Origin of the sequence: Bacillus sp. FDAARGOS_527, from assembly GCF_003812125.1 — a bacterium.
GTDB lineage: Bacteria > Bacillota > Bacilli > Bacillales > Bacillaceae_G > Bacillus_A > Bacillus_A paranthracis.
This window is the reverse complement of record NZ_CP033795.1, coordinates 2,782,257-2,796,967: the sequence shown is the minus strand read 5'-3', so window position 1 is coordinate 2,796,967 and position 14,711 is coordinate 2,782,257. Positions and strand designations below refer to the sequence as shown.

The following is a 14,711-nucleotide window of genomic DNA, read 5'->3' as shown; positions in this document are numbered from 1 at the left end:
GAGGCTGGATTGCTATTTATGCATTGAACGTTCGTTTGTGTCGATGCGTCTATGCGGTAAATGCCATTTGTAATGAATAGAAACCATGCGGAAGCAAACAATTAAAATGAATAAGGTGTATAGAGCCCAATCGCTAACAATAATTTGAGCGCCGATTAAGAAACCTGCCAGAATCGTCCAAAAAGCATATACATCAGCTCGAAGAACGAGAGGTTTTCTACGGGCTAAAAGATCGCGGATAATACCGCCTCCAATGCCAGTTAAAACGGCTGCTACGATTGTAGCGCTAATTGGTAAATTTAATTTTTGAGCGTATAATGCCCCTTGTACGGCAAATGCTGATAAGCCGATAGCATCAGTGATGTTTTCCCACTTTTTCCAGTGTCTAATTAATTTATTTGGAAAAAGAAAAATAATCGTCATTGATAAAAGTGCGATTTGGAATAACATGTCTTGTTGCCAAAACGCGACAATCGGATAACCGATTAATAAATTACGAAGGGCACCTCCCCAAAATGCGGTTGCCATTCCTAAAATATACACCCCGAAAATATCATAATCCTCTTCCATTGCAACAATAGCCCCGCTTAATGCGAAAGCAATTGTGCCTATGATGCTAAAAATCTCCCATGCCATGAATTTTCTCCCCCGCTAACTAGATGAAATGTGCTTCCTCTGCTATTATATTAGAAGGTTTAAATTTCGAAAAGGATGAGTGAACATATTTGATGGAAGAAAAAGAGAAAGTCATATTAGTGGGCTGTCAATTGCCGCAAGATGATGATGAAAAATTTATGCATTCCATGAAAGAACTTGCATCATTAGCGAAAACTGCACGAGCAGAATTGTTAGTGTCTACAACGCAAAAACGACCGAAGTTTCATCCGGCGACTTATATAGGTAAAGGTAAATTAGAAGAGCTTACAATGTTAACTGAAGAACTAGAACCGGATGTTATCGTATTTAATAACGAATTAACACCGAGTCAAATTCGGAATTTATCCGCAGTATTAGATGCGAGGGTAATTGATCGAACGCAACTCATATTAGATATTTTTGCGCAACGTGCGAAGTCGAGAGAAGGGAAGCTTCAAGTAGAATTAGCTCAGTTGCAATATACAATGCCGCGTCTTATGGGGCAAGGATTGTCTTTATCACGTCTTGGTGGTGGTATTGGAACGAGAGGGCCAGGTGAAACGAAACTTGAGACTGATCGTCGTCATATTCGAGCGCGCGTTGATGAAATAAAGAAGCAACTTGCAGTTGTTGTGGAACATCGAAAAAGATATCGTGAGAGAAGAAAAGATAATAAAGTATTTCAAGTTTCGTTAATAGGATATACGAATGCGGGAAAATCTACACTGTTTAATAGATTAACGGAAGCTGATACGTTTGAAGAAAACTTGTTGTTTGCAACACTAGACCCGACAACAAGGAAGATGCCGCTACCTTCTGGTTATACAGTATTACTAACTGATACAGTTGGTTTTATACAAGATTTACCTACGTCATTAATTGCTGCATTCCGTTCGACATTAGAAGAAGCTGGTGAAGCGGATGTTATTTTACATGTTGTGGATTCTGCAGATCCTAATTATGTAGGGCATGAGAAAACAGTAAAACAATTATTGTCAGAACTCGAAATAAATCATATTCCTATTATTACGTTATATAATAAAAAAGATGAATTACATCAAAACTTTATTCCGTTTCCGAAAAATGACTTCTTAATGACTAGTGCTTTTGAAGAAAAGGATCTATTACATATAAAAGAAGCGATAGAAACGAAAATGAAGGAAGAAATGAATCGTTATCAAGTGGAGATTCCTCCGAGTGAAGGTAAGTTATTAACTCTATTAAAGACGGAGACGCTATTAACAAAAATGGAGTTTTTGGAAGATAAATTTGTATATGATTGCGCGGGGTATATTTTTGCTCATTCATCGCTTAATGTACAATTAAAGAGATTTTTAGTGGAAGAAGGAGAAAATAAAAATGTTTGATCGTTTGAAAAATGGAGAAAAAATTGCTCCAATCGTAAAAGAAGTAGAGAGCCAAATTACAGAAGTACATAAACGTGCGGATGAAGTAATTGAAAGTAATCAGTTTCGTGTGTTAGAAAGTTTTCGTAAACATAAAATTAGCGATTCACATTTTATTCCAACGACAGGTTACGGTTATGACGATATTGGTCGTGATACGTTAGAGAAAGTGTATGCGGATGTATTTGGAGCGGAAGCTGGTCTTGTTCGTCCGCAAATTATTTCAGGTACTCACGCTATTTCTACAGCGCTATTCGGTATTTTACGTCCAGGAGATGAGTTATTGTACATCACTGGTAAGCCGTATGATACGTTAGAAGAAATCGTTGGTGTACGCGGAAAAGGTGTAGGATCATTCAAAGAATATAATATTAGTTATAATGCAGTTCCGCTTACTGAAGAGGGGCTTGTTGATTTAGGAGCTGTTGCGGCTGCCATTCATAGTAATACGAAAATGATCGGTATTCAGCGCTCAAAAGGTTATGCTACTCGTCCGTCTTTTACTATTTCTCAAATTAAAGAAATGATAGCGTTTGTTAAAGAAATTAAACCGGATGTTGTCGTGTTTGTAGATAACTGTTATGGCGAGTTTATTGAAGAACAAGAGCCATGTCATGTTGGTGCAGATTTAATGGCAGGTTCGCTTATTAAAAACCCGGGCGGGGGAATTGTTAAAACTGGTGGTTATATTGTTGGTAAAGAACAGTATGTTGAAGCGTGCGCCTATCGTTTAACATCTCCAGGAATCGGTGCGGAAGCAGGGGCATCTTTATACAGTCTGCAAGAAATGTATCAAGGTTTCTTCTTAGCGCCGCATGTAGCAGGACAAGCGCTAAAAGGTGCGATTTTTACAGCTGCATTTTTAGAAAAGTTAGGAATGAATACATCACCAGCGTGGAATGCACCAAGAACAGATTTAATTCAATCTGTTCAATTTGATGACAAAGATCGCATGATTGCATTCTGCCAAGCAATTCAATATGCATCTCCGATTAACTCTCACTTCACTCCATATGCCAACTATATGCCGGGGTATGAAGATGATGTAATTATGGCTGCGGGAACGTTTATTCAAGGTGCAAGTATTGAATTGTCGGCTGATGGTCCAATTCGTCCGCCTTATGTTGCTTACGTACAAGGTGGGCTAACTTATTCGCATGTGAAGATTGCGATTTGTTCTGCAATTGATGCATTAATTGAAAAAGAATTATTAACAATTTCTTAAAGGGAAGCTGTCGATTTCGACAGCTTTTTTCGCGTGAAAGTAATGATTTATTTCATTAGAAAAAAGAATGAAAAAACTTTTAAAAAAATCATGTAAGAAAATCTAACATCTATTGACATTAAACATAACATGGTATAAAATGAGAAGCAGTTAAGGCGAAGGAGGAACTGAAACGATGAAAGAAGATAGACGTTCTGCCCCGCTGTTTCCTATTGGTATTGTTATGGATTTAACACAATTATCTGCACGTCAAATTCGCTACTATGAAGAGCATAATCTTGTTTCTCCAACCCGTACAAAGGGGAATCGTAGATTATTTTCATTTAACGATGTAGATAAGTTGTTAGAGATTAAAGATTTATTAGATCAAGGCTTGAATATGGCTGGTATTAAACAAGTGTTACTAATGAAAGAAAATCAAACAGAAGCAGTGAAAGTAAAAGAAGAAACGAAAGAAATTTCAAAAACTGAGCTTCGCAAAATACTTCGAGACGAACTACAACATACAGGTAGATTTAATCGAACTTCATTGCGACAAGGTGATATTTCAAGGTTTTTTCACTAAAGAGAACTGATTCTGAAGGTGTTTAGAGGGACTAAGGAGGAATTTATAATGGCTAGGTACACAAAAGAAGATATTTTCCGTTTGGCGAAAGAAGAGAATGTAAAGTATATACGTTTACAATTTACGGACCTTTTAGGGGTAATTAAAAACGTAGAAATTCCAGTGAGCCAATTAACAAAAGCTCTTGATAACAAAATGATGTTTGATGGATCTTCTATTGAAGGTTTCGTACGTATTGAAGAATCTGATATGTACTTATATCCAGACTTAGATACTTGGGTGATTTTCCCTTGGACAGCTGAAAAAGGTAAAGTAGCTCGATTGATCTGTGATATTTACAATGCAGATGGCACTCCATTTGAAGGAGATCCACGTAACAATTTAAAACGTGTATTAAAAGAAATGGAAGCTTTAGGATTCTCAGATTTTAATCTTGGACCAGAGCCAGAATTCTTCCTATTCAAAGTAGATGAAAAAGGAAATCCAACATTAGAATTAAACGATAACGGTGGATACTTCGACCTTGCGCCGATGGATCTAGGGGAAAACTGTCGTCGTGATATCGTTCTTGAACTTGAAGAAATGGGCTTTGAAATTGAAGCGTCTCACCATGAGGTTGCTCCAGGGCAGCACGAAATTGACTTCAAATATGCAAATGCAATTCGTTCATGTGATGACATTCAAACATTCAAACTTGTTGTAAAAACAATTGCTCGTAAACACGGTTTACACGCAACATTTATGCCAAAACCATTATACGGTGTGAACGGTTCAGGTATGCACTGTAACTTATCACTATTCAAAAATGGTGAGAACGTATTCTATGATCAAAACGGTGACTTACAATTAAGTGATGATGCTCGTCACTTCATCGCAGGTATTTTAAAACACGCACCAGCATTTACAGCGGTAGCAAACCCAACTGTAAATTCTTACAAGCGTTTAGTACCTGGATACGAAGCTCCTTGTTACGTAGCATGGTCTGCACAAAACCGTAGTCCATTAGTACGTATCCCTGCATCTCGTGGTATTAGTACACGCGTAGAAGTACGTAGTGTTGACCCAGCTGCAAACCCATATTTAGTAATGGCTACATTATTAGCAGCAGGTCTTGATGGAATTAAAAACAAATTAACTCCACCAGCTGCAGTAGATCGTAACATCTACGTAATGACAAAAGAAGAGCGCGAAGAAGCAGGTATCGTTGACTTACCAGCAACATTAGCGCAAGCTTTAGTTACATTACAATCTAACGAAGTAATTAGTAACGCATTAGGAGATCACTTACTTGAGCACTTCATCGAAGCGAAAGAAATTGAGTGGGATATCTTCCGTACGCAAGTTCACCAATGGGAACGCGATCAATATATGTCTCTTTACTAAGAGGTGAGGAGCCCTGATACTACGGTATCAGGGCTTTTTTATTTGTTGGTAATATAGGTGTTAGTTGAAATGAATTGAATAGATGTCTGAAAAAATTATGATGGTATTTAAATTTCTATTCCATATCTTTAATGTAACGTGGTGAAATTCGAATTGTTTTGTGTTCCAAAAGGGTGGATAAGTAAAAGTAACATGCGTAATATCTATGGATATAAAAAATTGAATGATATGTTGTGTTCGGTATTGGATATGTTTCATACTAAAGTTCGAGTGTTTAAAAATATAGTACCTTGCAATAAACAATACTAAGTGGTATATTATGGATAAGGATGGTACTGTGTATTGAACAGTACTGAAATGAGAAAGGGGGATTGTCCTTGAACGTTCAGTTTAAAAAAGGTGTGTTAGAACTATGTGTACTGGCACTTGTGAAACGTAAGGATTGTTACGGCTATGAACTTGTTCAGCAAATCTCAAATAAATTTTTAATATCGGAAGGGTCAGTATACCCTTTATTACGTCGTTTAACGAAAGAAGGATATTTTCAAACGTATTTAAAAGAATCTACGGAGGGACCGCCTCGTAAATATTATCAACTAACTGAGCAAGGGGAAACGCAACTGAATTTGTTAGTAACAGAGTGGCGTGATTTTGCGAAAGGTGTACAAGAAATTATTGAAGGGGTGGAATGGGATGAGTAAAGAACAGTTTCTTAAGGAATTATCAAGTCATCTTAGAAAGTTACCGGACGAAGAGAGGAAAGATATTTTATTTGATTATGAAGAGCATTTTCAGTTTGGGATAGAAGAGGGGAAAACTGAATCGGAAATAATAAAGGGTCTTGGCTCTCCGAAAGTAATTGCAAAAGAATTACTTGCGATGTATCGATTTGATGAAATGAAAAAAGATCCGTCAACTTCAAATGTGACAAGAGCTGTCATGGCAGCGATTGGACTTAGTTTGTTTAATTTCATTATTGTATTAGGCCCGTTAGTTGCAATTATCGCTTTTATATTCTCTTTTTGGGTCGGTGGGATTGTTAGTGTAGTTACACCATTTTTCGTTATTGGAAAAGTATTTATGGGTACATTTATATGGTTAGATGTATTCGTAAGTATAACATTTGTTGGGATAGGTTTGTTGTTATGTATTATCGCTTATTATAGTACGAAGTGGTTTAAAAGGTTATGTGTACGTTATGTCATATGGAACTTCAAAATGATAAAAGGGGAGTAGATGATGAAAAAAATATTGTTAGTGGCGATCGCTTGTATCATTATTGGAGTAATAGGAATTTCACAAACATATGAAAAAGCAGTGCAAACTGCAGAAAAAGGAAACAAAGAAGATATAATTAAAAACGAAATATTAAAAAATATAGAAGTTAAGTTAGATGCCAGGGATATTGTTGTTCAAAAATCTCCGGACTCTTCTTTTTATGTAAAGCAATCAGGAGATGCTCGTAAACAAGAGATTCGCATTACTGAAGATGGTGACACATTAAAAATCATTGGGGAAAGAGAAAAAGGTACTTCATTTGATTTTTCCTTTTACGATTTTAGGTTTCAAACGTCTACATTGACTCTCCTTGTGCCTGAACGCTCTTACCAAGATGTAAAAGTAAGTTCATCTGCTGGACAAATCGAAATAAGTGATGTGAAAAGTGACCGTGTAAGTGCTAGAACACTTGCTGGAGAAGTGGATTTGAAACATGTAACGGCTAAGAATGTGGAGGGGTCTACAAAAGCAGGTGAGGTGAACTTTAAAAAAGTAATAGGGAAAGTGACCGCAAAAACGACCAGTGGGGAGATAAATATTCTAGATCATGATTCTAAGTATAATCTAGAAGCGAGTTCAACTGCGGGAGATATAGATATTACTTTATCGGAGAAACCACAAGATGCGGTAATTACTGGGCAAAGTGCTGCCGGGGATGTAACAATTTTTAATGAAGAAAATAAAAACGTAACAATTGGTAATGGGAGTAAAAAGATTAGTGGTAAAACAGCCGCGGGCGATGTGACGATTGAAACACGTTCATAAGAAATAGAATGTATGAAAATCTATCAAAATACAAAAAAGAAGATAATTACCGTATATAAATAAGGTAATTATCTTCTTTTATATTCTTAATGTAAATCACGATATACGCCAATTACTTTTCCGATAACTGACACTTGTTTTAAAATGATAGGTTCTAATGAAGAGTTTTCCGGTTGTAGACGGAAATGGTCTTTTTCTTTATAGAAACGTTTAACAGTTGCTTCATTATCTTCTGTTAAAGCGACTACAATTTCACCATTATATGCAGACTGTTGTTGGCGAACAACAACTAAATCTCCATCGAAAATACCAGCTTCAATCATACTATCTCCAGAAATACGTAACATAAACACTTGATCTGCTCCTGCGACAATGCTAGCTGGAAGAGGGAAGTGCTCCTCTACGCTTTCGACCGCTGTAATTGGTAAACCGGCAGTAACTTTTCCGACAATTGGAACTTGAATAACAGATTGAGTTTCTGTATCCATTCGGTCTTCACCTAAAATTTCGATTGCACGTGGTTTTGTTGGATCGCGTCGAATGTATCCTTTTTCTTCTAATCTTGATAAATGTCCGTGCACTGTAGAACTAGAAGCGAGGCCGACTGCTTGACCGATTTCACGTACGGAAGGTGGATATCCTTTTTCTTGTACTTTTAGCTTAATAAAGTCGAGAATGTCTTGCTGGCGTTTCGTTAACTTTTCCATGTTTTCTAACACCTCGTTTTCTTTCATTTTTCTTATTAACAAGTATAACATGTGAAAAAACATTCTACAAACATAAGTTCGAACAAAAGGCGAATTTATGTTACACTGGAGGGAAATAATAGTGAGAAAGAGGGGTTCATAATGAATGCAATTATTTATGCGCGTGTGAGTACAACAAAAGAAGCGCAAGAAACATCATTATTACGTCAAAAAGATGAATTATTGCATTTAGCGGAGCGCTATCAAATGAATGTTACTAAAGTAATTGAGGAACAGGCTAGTGGCTATACAATTGAACGTGACGGCATATTAGAAGTGCTAGATACAATTCGAGACGAACAAATTGATGTGCTACTTATACAAGATGAAACGCGCCTTGGTAGGGGAAATGCAAAGATTGCGTTAATGCACTGTTTACATAAAGAAGGAATAAAAGTATATACGCATACACATAATGGTGAATTGCAATTGTCGGATTCTGATTCAATGGTATTAGATATTATTGGTATTGTTGAAGAGTATCAAAGAAAGATTCATAATTTAAAAATTAAACGTGGTATGCAACGAGCAGTAGAAAAAGGCTATCGTCCAGAAAATAATTTAAAGAATCGTCATTTAAGTGTAGGACGAGAGAAGAAAGAAGTGCCAATTGAGGAAATTGTACGTTTGCGTAAGAGTGAACTTACTTTCGAAGAAATTGCAGCAACACTACGTGGCTTTGGTCATAATGTTTCAAAAGCGACGGTACATCGTAGATATGTAGAGTATACAAAGCAATTGCTTGATAAAGAAGAGTAACTATTGTATGATAATAATCAGTTTTGAGTAGAAGGGGGATTCGAGATGCTTAGTCACGAACTCGTTGAACGCATTAACTTCTTAGCGAAAAAAGCAAAAGCTGAAGGTTTAACTGAAGAAGAACAACGTGAGCGTCAATCGCTACGTGAACAATATTTAAAAGGATTTCGTCAAAATATGTTAAACGAACTAAAAGGAATTAAAGTCGTTAACGAACAAGGTACTGATGTTACACCGGCGAAATTAAAAGCTTTAAAAAAGCAAGATAATGCAAAATTAAACTAAAAGATGGGCGAAGCCCATCTTTTTTTATTTATTTAATAACTTTCCAGTTGTTATTAACTGTTGCTTCTATCTTTTTATGCTTCAATATATAGTTAGCGATAAGTTCAGACATATCTGTTGGTATATCTTTTATTACGGGCTTATTTTGAAACATAAAGAAGTTCCCTCCGCCGCTCGCGCGATAATTATTCATAACGACGTCATATTCTTCACTCATATTAAGAGGAGTGCCTTTATGCTGTAAAGATTCTACTCTGTCGCCAATTGGTTTGGAAATGTTTAATACGTACGAAATTCCTTCCCACATATCGTAATTATAGTGTTGCGGTTTTGGTTCTATGTAGCTAGGGTTTACGATGATGGTTCCATCTTCTTTTAATGTGAAATAAGAAGCAGAGAGTTCGAGAGCATCTTTTATATCAGCTCCAGTTATTCTAATTACTTTTAATGTATTTGGATAAATATAATTAGAAACGATGTCACGCATTGTTACATATGTCGGGAAACCTGGAGATGTATTATGGAATAAGCTTGTACAAGAAATAGAAACATTAGCCATATCCATCTGTATTTTATTTATGAATTCAATAAAAGGATGGTCTTGCAAACGAGTTTGCATAGCATCTGAAATTTGCATGTCACCGTGGATGGTTCCAATAGGTTGATCAAGCCATTTTTGTGTTTTCTCTTCATAATCGGTTACCAAGTAAAGAACATCTGGATCTGCCTCGATTTCTTGCACAGTCAATAGTTCTGAATAACTCTCTTTTTTTACCCACTCTTGTTTCATTTTTTCAAATGTTACAGTTACTTTTCCAACTGAATGTCCGTTACATCCAGTCTGTAAAATTGTTACATCATTACCCACTGTTTGAGCCATTTCTCGGTGCTGATGGCCTGTTAATAAAATATCTATGCCCTCAATTTCATGACACATAGCATACCCTTGGTTTTCGCCTGTTAAAACTTCAGTCGGTTCTCCAGTTTGTAAATCGCGTTCAAATCCCCCATGATACGCTACGACTAGTAAATCTGGTTTCTCATGTTCGTGAATGTAAGAAACCCAATTTTTTGTTGTTTCTAACGCATCTTCAAATTGCAAGTCTTTAATGTGATGGGGTTGTTCCCAATTTGGAATATAATGCGTTGTCACCCCTAAAATAGCAATTTTTATATTTGCTTCAATATGTTTTATTATATATGGTTTCCCGAAATAAGGTTTTTTACTGCTTTTGTCTAAAATATTTGCTGATAAATATGGGGAGTTTGCAGTAGAAATAGCATCGTTTAATACATCCATTCCATAATTAAATTCATGATTCCCAATCACTGCAGCGTCATAACGTAAATAGTTTGCTATTAATGACATTGGGTTTTTCTTATCTTTTTCATATGTAGCGTAATGGTAAGTAAATGGTGTTCCTTGTATGAAGTCACCGTTATCAATTAAAAGAACGTTTTTATTTTGGGACCGTTCTTTTTTTATAAGAGTAGAAATCTTAGCTAAACCAATTTCTGCTGGAGAGTTATCTTGGTAGTGAATTGGATAAACAGTACCATGTATATCACTTGTTAATAGGATGTTTAAAGTTACAATTTGATTTTGATTCAATATCATTCACCTTTTCTATTATTATCTACTGATTAAGCATATCAAATATATGGAGAGAATTTTAATGTGAGTGTATAGAATGTGTAAAGATTCTGTAAATAATCAATTATTTGTAAAAATGTGTGATATATTTCTTCATGTTTATGAAAGGTTATTTTATAACAATGAAAAATGGAGGCATTAACATGTTGAAAAAAGTTTTTGCAATGAGCACAACAGTTGTATTAGCAGCGGGTTTGTTAAGTGGCTGTGGAACGAAGGAATCAAGTGCAAGTAAAAATGAAGATACGAAAAAAGGGTATGTACCGAAGACTTTAAATGTTCAATTTGTTCCTTCTCAAAATGCAGATACGTTAGAGGCGAAGGCAAAACCACTTGAGAAGCTATTAAGTGATAAGTTAAATATTCCAGTAAAAGTTAGTATTTCAACGAATTATAATACAATTGTAGAAGCGATGGCATCTAAGCAAGTAGATGTGGGATTTTTACCCCCAACAGCGTATGTGTTAGCACATGAGAAAAAGGCAGCAAACGTAATTTTACAAGCGCAACGTTTTGGCGTAGATGATGAAACGGGAGCTCCTACAAAGAACTTAGTAGACTTTTATAAATCTGAGTTTGTTGTTAAGAAAGATTCAAATATTAATAGTGTAAAAGATTTAAAAGGTAAAAAAATTGGCTATCAAGATGTAACGTCATCAGCGGGATATGTGTGGCCTGCGGCTGTACTATTAAAAGAGGGCGTTGATCCGTTAAAAGATGTGAAACCTGTTACATTAAAAGGTCACGATCAGTCGCTTATTGCTCTTTTAAATGGTGACGTAGATGCAGCTGTTGTATTCCAAGATGCTCGTAATATTGTAAAAAAAGATTATCCGAATATATTCGATCAAACGAAAATAGTGAAATTTACGGAGAAAATTCCAAACGATACGATTTCGGTACGTTCTGATTTAGATGAAGAGTGGAGCAAGAAATTACAGGATGCTTTCATTGAAATTGGAAAGAATGAGGAAGGTCACAAAATCATTAAAGAAGTATATTCACATGAAGGATATGTTAAATCTGATGATAGTAAATTTGATATCGTTCGTGAATATGGAAAGAAAGTAAAAACGCAATAATACATATGGAAATGGCAACTAGCTGGAAAGGTATGTTTTCAGTTAGTTTGCCGTTTTGAATACATAGAAGGTAGGTAAGATGTGTGATAGAGTTTCGAAATGTTTCCAAAGTGTATCCAAATGGTACAAAAGGATTGAATAATATAAACTTGAAAATTCAAAAAGGTGAGTTTGTTGTAATGGTAGGGCTTTCCGGAGCTGGAAAGTCTACACTTCTAAGATCGGTAAATCGTCTTCATGAGATTACCGAAGGAGAAATCATGATTGAAGGTGAGTCTATTACGGCTGCGAAAGGAAAAGGATTACGCCGCATGCGCCGGGATATTGGTATGATTTTTCAAAGTTTTAACCTTGTAAAGCGATCAACAGTATTAAAGAACGTATTAGCTGGCCGTGTTGGGTATCATTCGACGTTGCGTACAACGTTAGGCCTATTTCCGAAAGAAGATTTGGAGCTTGCTTTTCAATCGTTAAAAAGAGTAAATATTTTAGAAAAAGCATATGCGCGTGCTGATGAATTATCAGGAGGACAACAGCAACGTGTATCGATTGCTAGAGCGTTGGCGCAAGAAGCAAAAATCATATTGGCAGATGAACCTGTTGCATCGTTAGATCCGCTAACAACAAAGCAAGTATTAGATGATTTGAAGAAAATTAATGAAGATTTTGGAATTACAACAATTGTAAACTTACATTCTATTGATTTAGCTAGGCAATATGCGACGCGCATTATTGGATTACATGCAGGAGAAATTGTTTTTGATGGCTTAGTAGAAGAGGCAACGGATGAAAAGTTTGCTGAAATTTATGGTGACGTAGTACAGAAAAGTGAATTGTTAGAGGTGGCAGTTAAATGAATGACGTGACGATATATTCGAAATCGATACCGAAGCCACCGAGTAAGTTGAAACATATGTTAACGGCTGTTTTAGTCATTTTACTGTTGTGGGGAAGTAGTGTACAGGTCGATGCATCATTGTCAAAACTAGTAGTTGGTTTTCCTAATATGATGGATTTGTTAAAAGAGATGGTGCCGCCAGATTGGAGTTATTTTCAAGTTATTACAACAGCGATGTTAGATACAATACGTATGGCGATTATTGGGACGACTTTAGGTGCGATTTTAGCTATTCCGCTGGCACTATTTGCGGCAAGTAATGTATTTACTAGTACATTTTTATACAGTCCAGCTCGAATGATATTAAATTTTATCCGAACGATACCAGATTTATTATTAGCGGCAATTTTCGTAGCGATTTTTGGAATCGGGCCACTTCCAGGTATTCTGGCTCTTACTTTTTTCTCAATTGGGCTCGTGGCGAAATTGTTGTATGAGTCAATTGAATCAATTGATCCAGGTCCGTTAGAGGCGATGACAGCAGTAGGAGCAAATAAAGTGAAATGGATTGTTTATGGAGTAATTCCGCAAGTGAAAGCACATTTTGTCTCCTATGTTCTGTATACATTTGAGGTGAACGTACGTGCAGCAGCTGTTTTAGGTTTAGTAGGGGCAGGTGGTATTGGATTATATTATGACCGTACACTTGGGTTTTTACAATATCAACAAACTGCATCTATTATTATTTATACCCTTGTTGTTGTATTGTTAATTGATTATGTAAGTACATTGTTGCGGGAGAAATTATAATGAGTAAAACGACGTTAATCGTACCAAAACCGAAGAAACCGAGTATGTATCGCTGGATTATTTTCATAGCACTTACATTTGTTTATGTATGGGCTTTTTCAGGAGTACCGCTAGAAGGAATCAAGGATACGGCAGGAGAAATTACAAAAGCAATTATGACAGGTGTATTGAATCCAGATTGGGCGTATGTATCTTTGCCAGATGGTGAAGATTTATTACATGGTTTAATTGATACGTTGGCAATTGCGATATTGGGTACATTTATTTCTGCCTTTTTATCTGTTCCATTTGCTTTTTGGGCGGCGACGAATATGAGCAGTGGAAAACTAACTTCAGGAACTGGGAAATTTGTACTTAGTTTTGTTCGTACATTTCCTGAATTAGTTATGGCCCTTTTATTTATAAAGGCTGTTGGACCAGGCTCTTTTGCCGGCGTTCTAGCTTTAGGATTACACTCTATTGGAATGTTAGGGAAATTATATTCAGAAGGAATTGAAAATATAGATAAGGGGCCGACAGAGGCGTTAATAGCTACAGGTGCAAACCGGTTTCAAATACTTTGGTATGCAGTATTGCCACAAGTATTACCAGATTTTCTATCCTATACGTTATACAGGTTCGAAATTAATGTGCGATCCGCTGCCATTTTAGGTGTTATTGGAGCAGGTGGTATTGGTACGCCCCTAATTTTTGCACTGAGTTCACGTAATTGGTCTCGTGTGGGAATTATTTTATTGGGCATCATTTTAATGGTCATTATCATTGATTTTATTTCAAGTTCGATTCGGAAACGGATTGTTTAACTGATTTGAAAAGCATCGAATTTAGATGCTTTTTTGTATTTTTAACGCATTATCCGAAAGAAATCTCCTTCCTGGGGCGTGTGAAAGACGAATTTCGGTTTGGCGTAGCCAAACATTTGGTTTTCCTATTTATTTGACCCCTGATATAATCAGTCTTATAAGAGGTAAAGTTTGGTATAACAATGAAAGTAGATAATAATCATGTTAAGTGGGGGGAGTTCACAAGCGGGTTAAAAAAGTTAGTATAGAAGAATTTTGTATATCTGTATAAATATACAGATAATTCCCTTTCTTTTCAAAATAAAAATAATGAAAAAGTATGTCATATTGAATACCCATACATTCCCGAAAACATTGATTTTTTTATAAAAAATCAAAAAAACATCAACATATTTGTCGATACATGTTGTATAATCTTGCGTGGGAAGCTATCATATAAATGTATAAAACGTTTACTAATATAAGCGAAGGGAAGA

Annotated in this window: 16 protein-coding genes; 13 read left to right on the top strand and 3 right to left on the bottom strand. The window is 36.0% G+C overall.

Going from position 1 to position 14,711, the window contains the following annotated elements:
• Positions 1-12 precede the first annotated feature (12 nt).
• Entirely contained in the window at positions 13-636 is a 624-nt protein-coding gene (locus tag EGX95_RS16950; RefSeq protein WP_123805686.1) for a trimeric intracellular cation channel family protein, read from the bottom strand.
• A gap of 92 nt (positions 637-728) precedes the next feature.
• On the opposite strand from EGX95_RS16950, the gene hflX reads away from it, so the two are divergent.
• The 7 genes from hflX to EGX95_RS16915 all read left to right on the top strand — a co-directional run bounded on the left by hflX (position 729) and on the right by EGX95_RS16915 (position 7,258).
• A complete protein-coding gene (hflX, locus tag EGX95_RS16945; RefSeq protein WP_000391389.1) occupies positions 729-2,003 on the top strand; it encodes a GTPase HflX in 1,275 nt (424 codons plus the stop codon).
• Positions 1,996-3,267 carry a methionine gamma-lyase family protein gene (locus EGX95_RS16940; protein WP_000460306.1) on the top strand — a complete coding sequence of 424 codons (1,272 nt, stop codon included), beginning with the start codon at positions 1,996-1,998 and terminating at the stop codon, positions 3,265-3,267. The genes hflX and EGX95_RS16940 overlap by 8 nt, the downstream gene beginning before the upstream one ends.
• A 175-nt stretch (positions 3,268-3,442) precedes the next feature.
• Positions 3,443-3,832 carry a transcriptional repressor GlnR gene (glnR, locus tag EGX95_RS16935; RefSeq protein ID WP_000656783.1) on the top strand — a complete coding sequence of 130 codons (390 nt, stop codon included), beginning with the start codon at positions 3,443-3,445 and terminating at the stop codon, positions 3,830-3,832.
• 48 nt (positions 3,833-3,880) lie between these two features.
• Positions 3,881-5,215: a type I glutamate--ammonia ligase gene (gene glnA, locus EGX95_RS16930; RefSeq protein ID WP_000135330.1), complete on the top strand. Its 1,335-nt coding sequence runs from the start codon at positions 3,881-3,883 to the stop codon at positions 5,213-5,215.
• Between the two features lie 377 nt (positions 5,216-5,592).
• On the top strand, positions 5,593-5,916 hold the full coding sequence (locus tag EGX95_RS16925) for a PadR family transcriptional regulator (protein WP_001102620.1): 324 nt from the start codon (positions 5,593-5,595) through the stop codon (positions 5,914-5,916).
• Positions 5,909-6,451, top strand: a complete 543-nt coding sequence (locus EGX95_RS16920) for a DUF1700 domain-containing protein (RefSeq protein WP_000032399.1) — start codon at positions 5,909-5,911, stop codon at positions 6,449-6,451. The genes EGX95_RS16925 and EGX95_RS16920 overlap by 8 nt, the downstream gene beginning before the upstream one ends.
• Complete coding sequence (locus tag EGX95_RS16915) at positions 6,452-7,258, top strand: DUF4097 family beta strand repeat-containing protein (protein ID WP_000976112.1); 807 nt, start codon at positions 6,452-6,454, stop codon at positions 7,256-7,258.
• Positions 7,259-7,344: 86 nt separating this feature from the next.
• Here the strand turns inward: EGX95_RS16915 and lexA are convergent, their stop codons facing one another.
• A complete protein-coding gene (lexA, locus tag EGX95_RS16910; RefSeq protein WP_000413738.1) occupies positions 7,345-7,965 on the bottom strand; it encodes a transcriptional repressor LexA in 621 nt (206 codons plus the stop codon).
• Between the two features lie 141 nt (positions 7,966-8,106).
• On the opposite strand from lexA, the gene EGX95_RS16905 reads away from it, so the two are divergent.
• Positions 8,107-8,763 carry a YneB family resolvase-like protein gene (locus EGX95_RS16905; protein WP_000991471.1) on the top strand — a complete coding sequence of 219 codons (657 nt, stop codon included), beginning with the start codon at positions 8,107-8,109 and terminating at the stop codon, positions 8,761-8,763.
• A gap of 45 nt (positions 8,764-8,808) precedes the next feature.
• Positions 8,809-9,048: a DUF896 domain-containing protein gene (locus EGX95_RS16900; protein WP_000948565.1), complete on the top strand. Its 240-nt coding sequence runs from the start codon at positions 8,809-8,811 to the stop codon at positions 9,046-9,048.
• Positions 9,049-9,076: 28 nt separating this feature from the next.
• Here the strand turns inward: EGX95_RS16900 and EGX95_RS16895 are convergent, their stop codons facing one another.
• Positions 9,077-10,660, bottom strand: a complete 1,584-nt coding sequence (locus tag EGX95_RS16895) for a bifunctional metallophosphatase/5'-nucleotidase (protein WP_001075242.1) — start codon at positions 10,658-10,660, stop codon at positions 9,077-9,079.
• Between the two features lie 185 nt (positions 10,661-10,845).
• On the opposite strand from EGX95_RS16895, the gene EGX95_RS16890 reads away from it, so the two are divergent.
• From EGX95_RS16890 to phnE (EGX95_RS16875), 4 genes are all read left to right on the top strand, one after another.
• Positions 10,846-11,784, top strand: a complete 939-nt coding sequence (locus EGX95_RS16890; RefSeq protein ID WP_000915059.1) for a phosphate/phosphite/phosphonate ABC transporter substrate-binding protein — start codon at positions 10,846-10,848, stop codon at positions 11,782-11,784.
• An 83-nt stretch (positions 11,785-11,867) separates the two neighbouring features.
• The gene (gene phnC, locus EGX95_RS16885; protein ID WP_000569254.1) at positions 11,868-12,641 is read left to right on the top strand and encodes a phosphonate ABC transporter ATP-binding protein; all 774 of its coding nucleotides are present in this window, start codon (positions 11,868-11,870) and stop codon (positions 12,639-12,641) included.
• On the top strand, positions 12,638-13,432 hold the full coding sequence (gene phnE, locus EGX95_RS16880) for a phosphonate ABC transporter, permease protein PhnE (RefSeq protein WP_001000756.1): 795 nt from the start codon (positions 12,638-12,640) through the stop codon (positions 13,430-13,432). The genes phnC and phnE (EGX95_RS16880) overlap by 4 nt, the downstream gene beginning before the upstream one ends.
• Positions 13,432-14,235, top strand: coding sequence for a phosphonate ABC transporter, permease protein PhnE (gene phnE / locus EGX95_RS16875; protein WP_000047911.1), 804 nt, complete (start codon positions 13,432-13,434; stop codon positions 14,233-14,235). Before phnE (EGX95_RS16880) ends, phnE (EGX95_RS16875) begins: the two co-directional genes overlap by 1 nt.
• Positions 14,236-14,711: the final 476 nt, after the last annotated feature.

Coding starts and splice junctions, on each gene's coding strand:
- EGX95_RS16940 (WP_000460306.1), top strand. CDS start 1,996: ATGTTTGATCGTTTGAAAAATGGAGAAAAAATTGCTCCAATCGTAAAA.
- phnE (WP_001000756.1), top strand. CDS start 12,638: ATGAATGACGTGACGATATATTCGAAATCGATACCGAAGCCACCGAGT.
- lexA (WP_000413738.1), bottom strand. CDS start 7,965: ATGGAAAAGTTAACGAAACGCCAGCAAGACATTCTCGACTTTATTAAG.
- EGX95_RS16915 (WP_000976112.1), top strand. CDS start 6,452: ATGATGAAAAAAATATTGTTAGTGGCGATCGCTTGTATCATTATTGGA.
- phnE (WP_000047911.1), top strand. CDS start 13,432: ATGAGTAAAACGACGTTAATCGTACCAAAACCGAAGAAACCGAGTATG.
- EGX95_RS16890 (WP_000915059.1), top strand. CDS start 10,846: ATGTTGAAAAAAGTTTTTGCAATGAGCACAACAGTTGTATTAGCAGCG.
- EGX95_RS16900 (WP_000948565.1), top strand. CDS start 8,809: ATGCTTAGTCACGAACTCGTTGAACGCATTAACTTCTTAGCGAAAAAA.
- glnR (WP_000656783.1), top strand. CDS start 3,443: ATGAAAGAAGATAGACGTTCTGCCCCGCTGTTTCCTATTGGTATTGTT.
- hflX (WP_000391389.1), top strand. CDS start 729: ATGGAAGAAAAAGAGAAAGTCATATTAGTGGGCTGTCAATTGCCGCAA.
- EGX95_RS16950 (WP_123805686.1), bottom strand. CDS start 636: ATGGCATGGGAGATTTTTAGCATCATAGGCACAATTGCTTTCGCATTA.
- EGX95_RS16920 (WP_000032399.1), top strand. CDS start 5,909: ATGAGTAAAGAACAGTTTCTTAAGGAATTATCAAGTCATCTTAGAAAG.
- EGX95_RS16905 (WP_000991471.1), top strand. CDS start 8,107: ATGAATGCAATTATTTATGCGCGTGTGAGTACAACAAAAGAAGCGCAA.
- glnA (WP_000135330.1), top strand. CDS start 3,881: ATGGCTAGGTACACAAAAGAAGATATTTTCCGTTTGGCGAAAGAAGAG.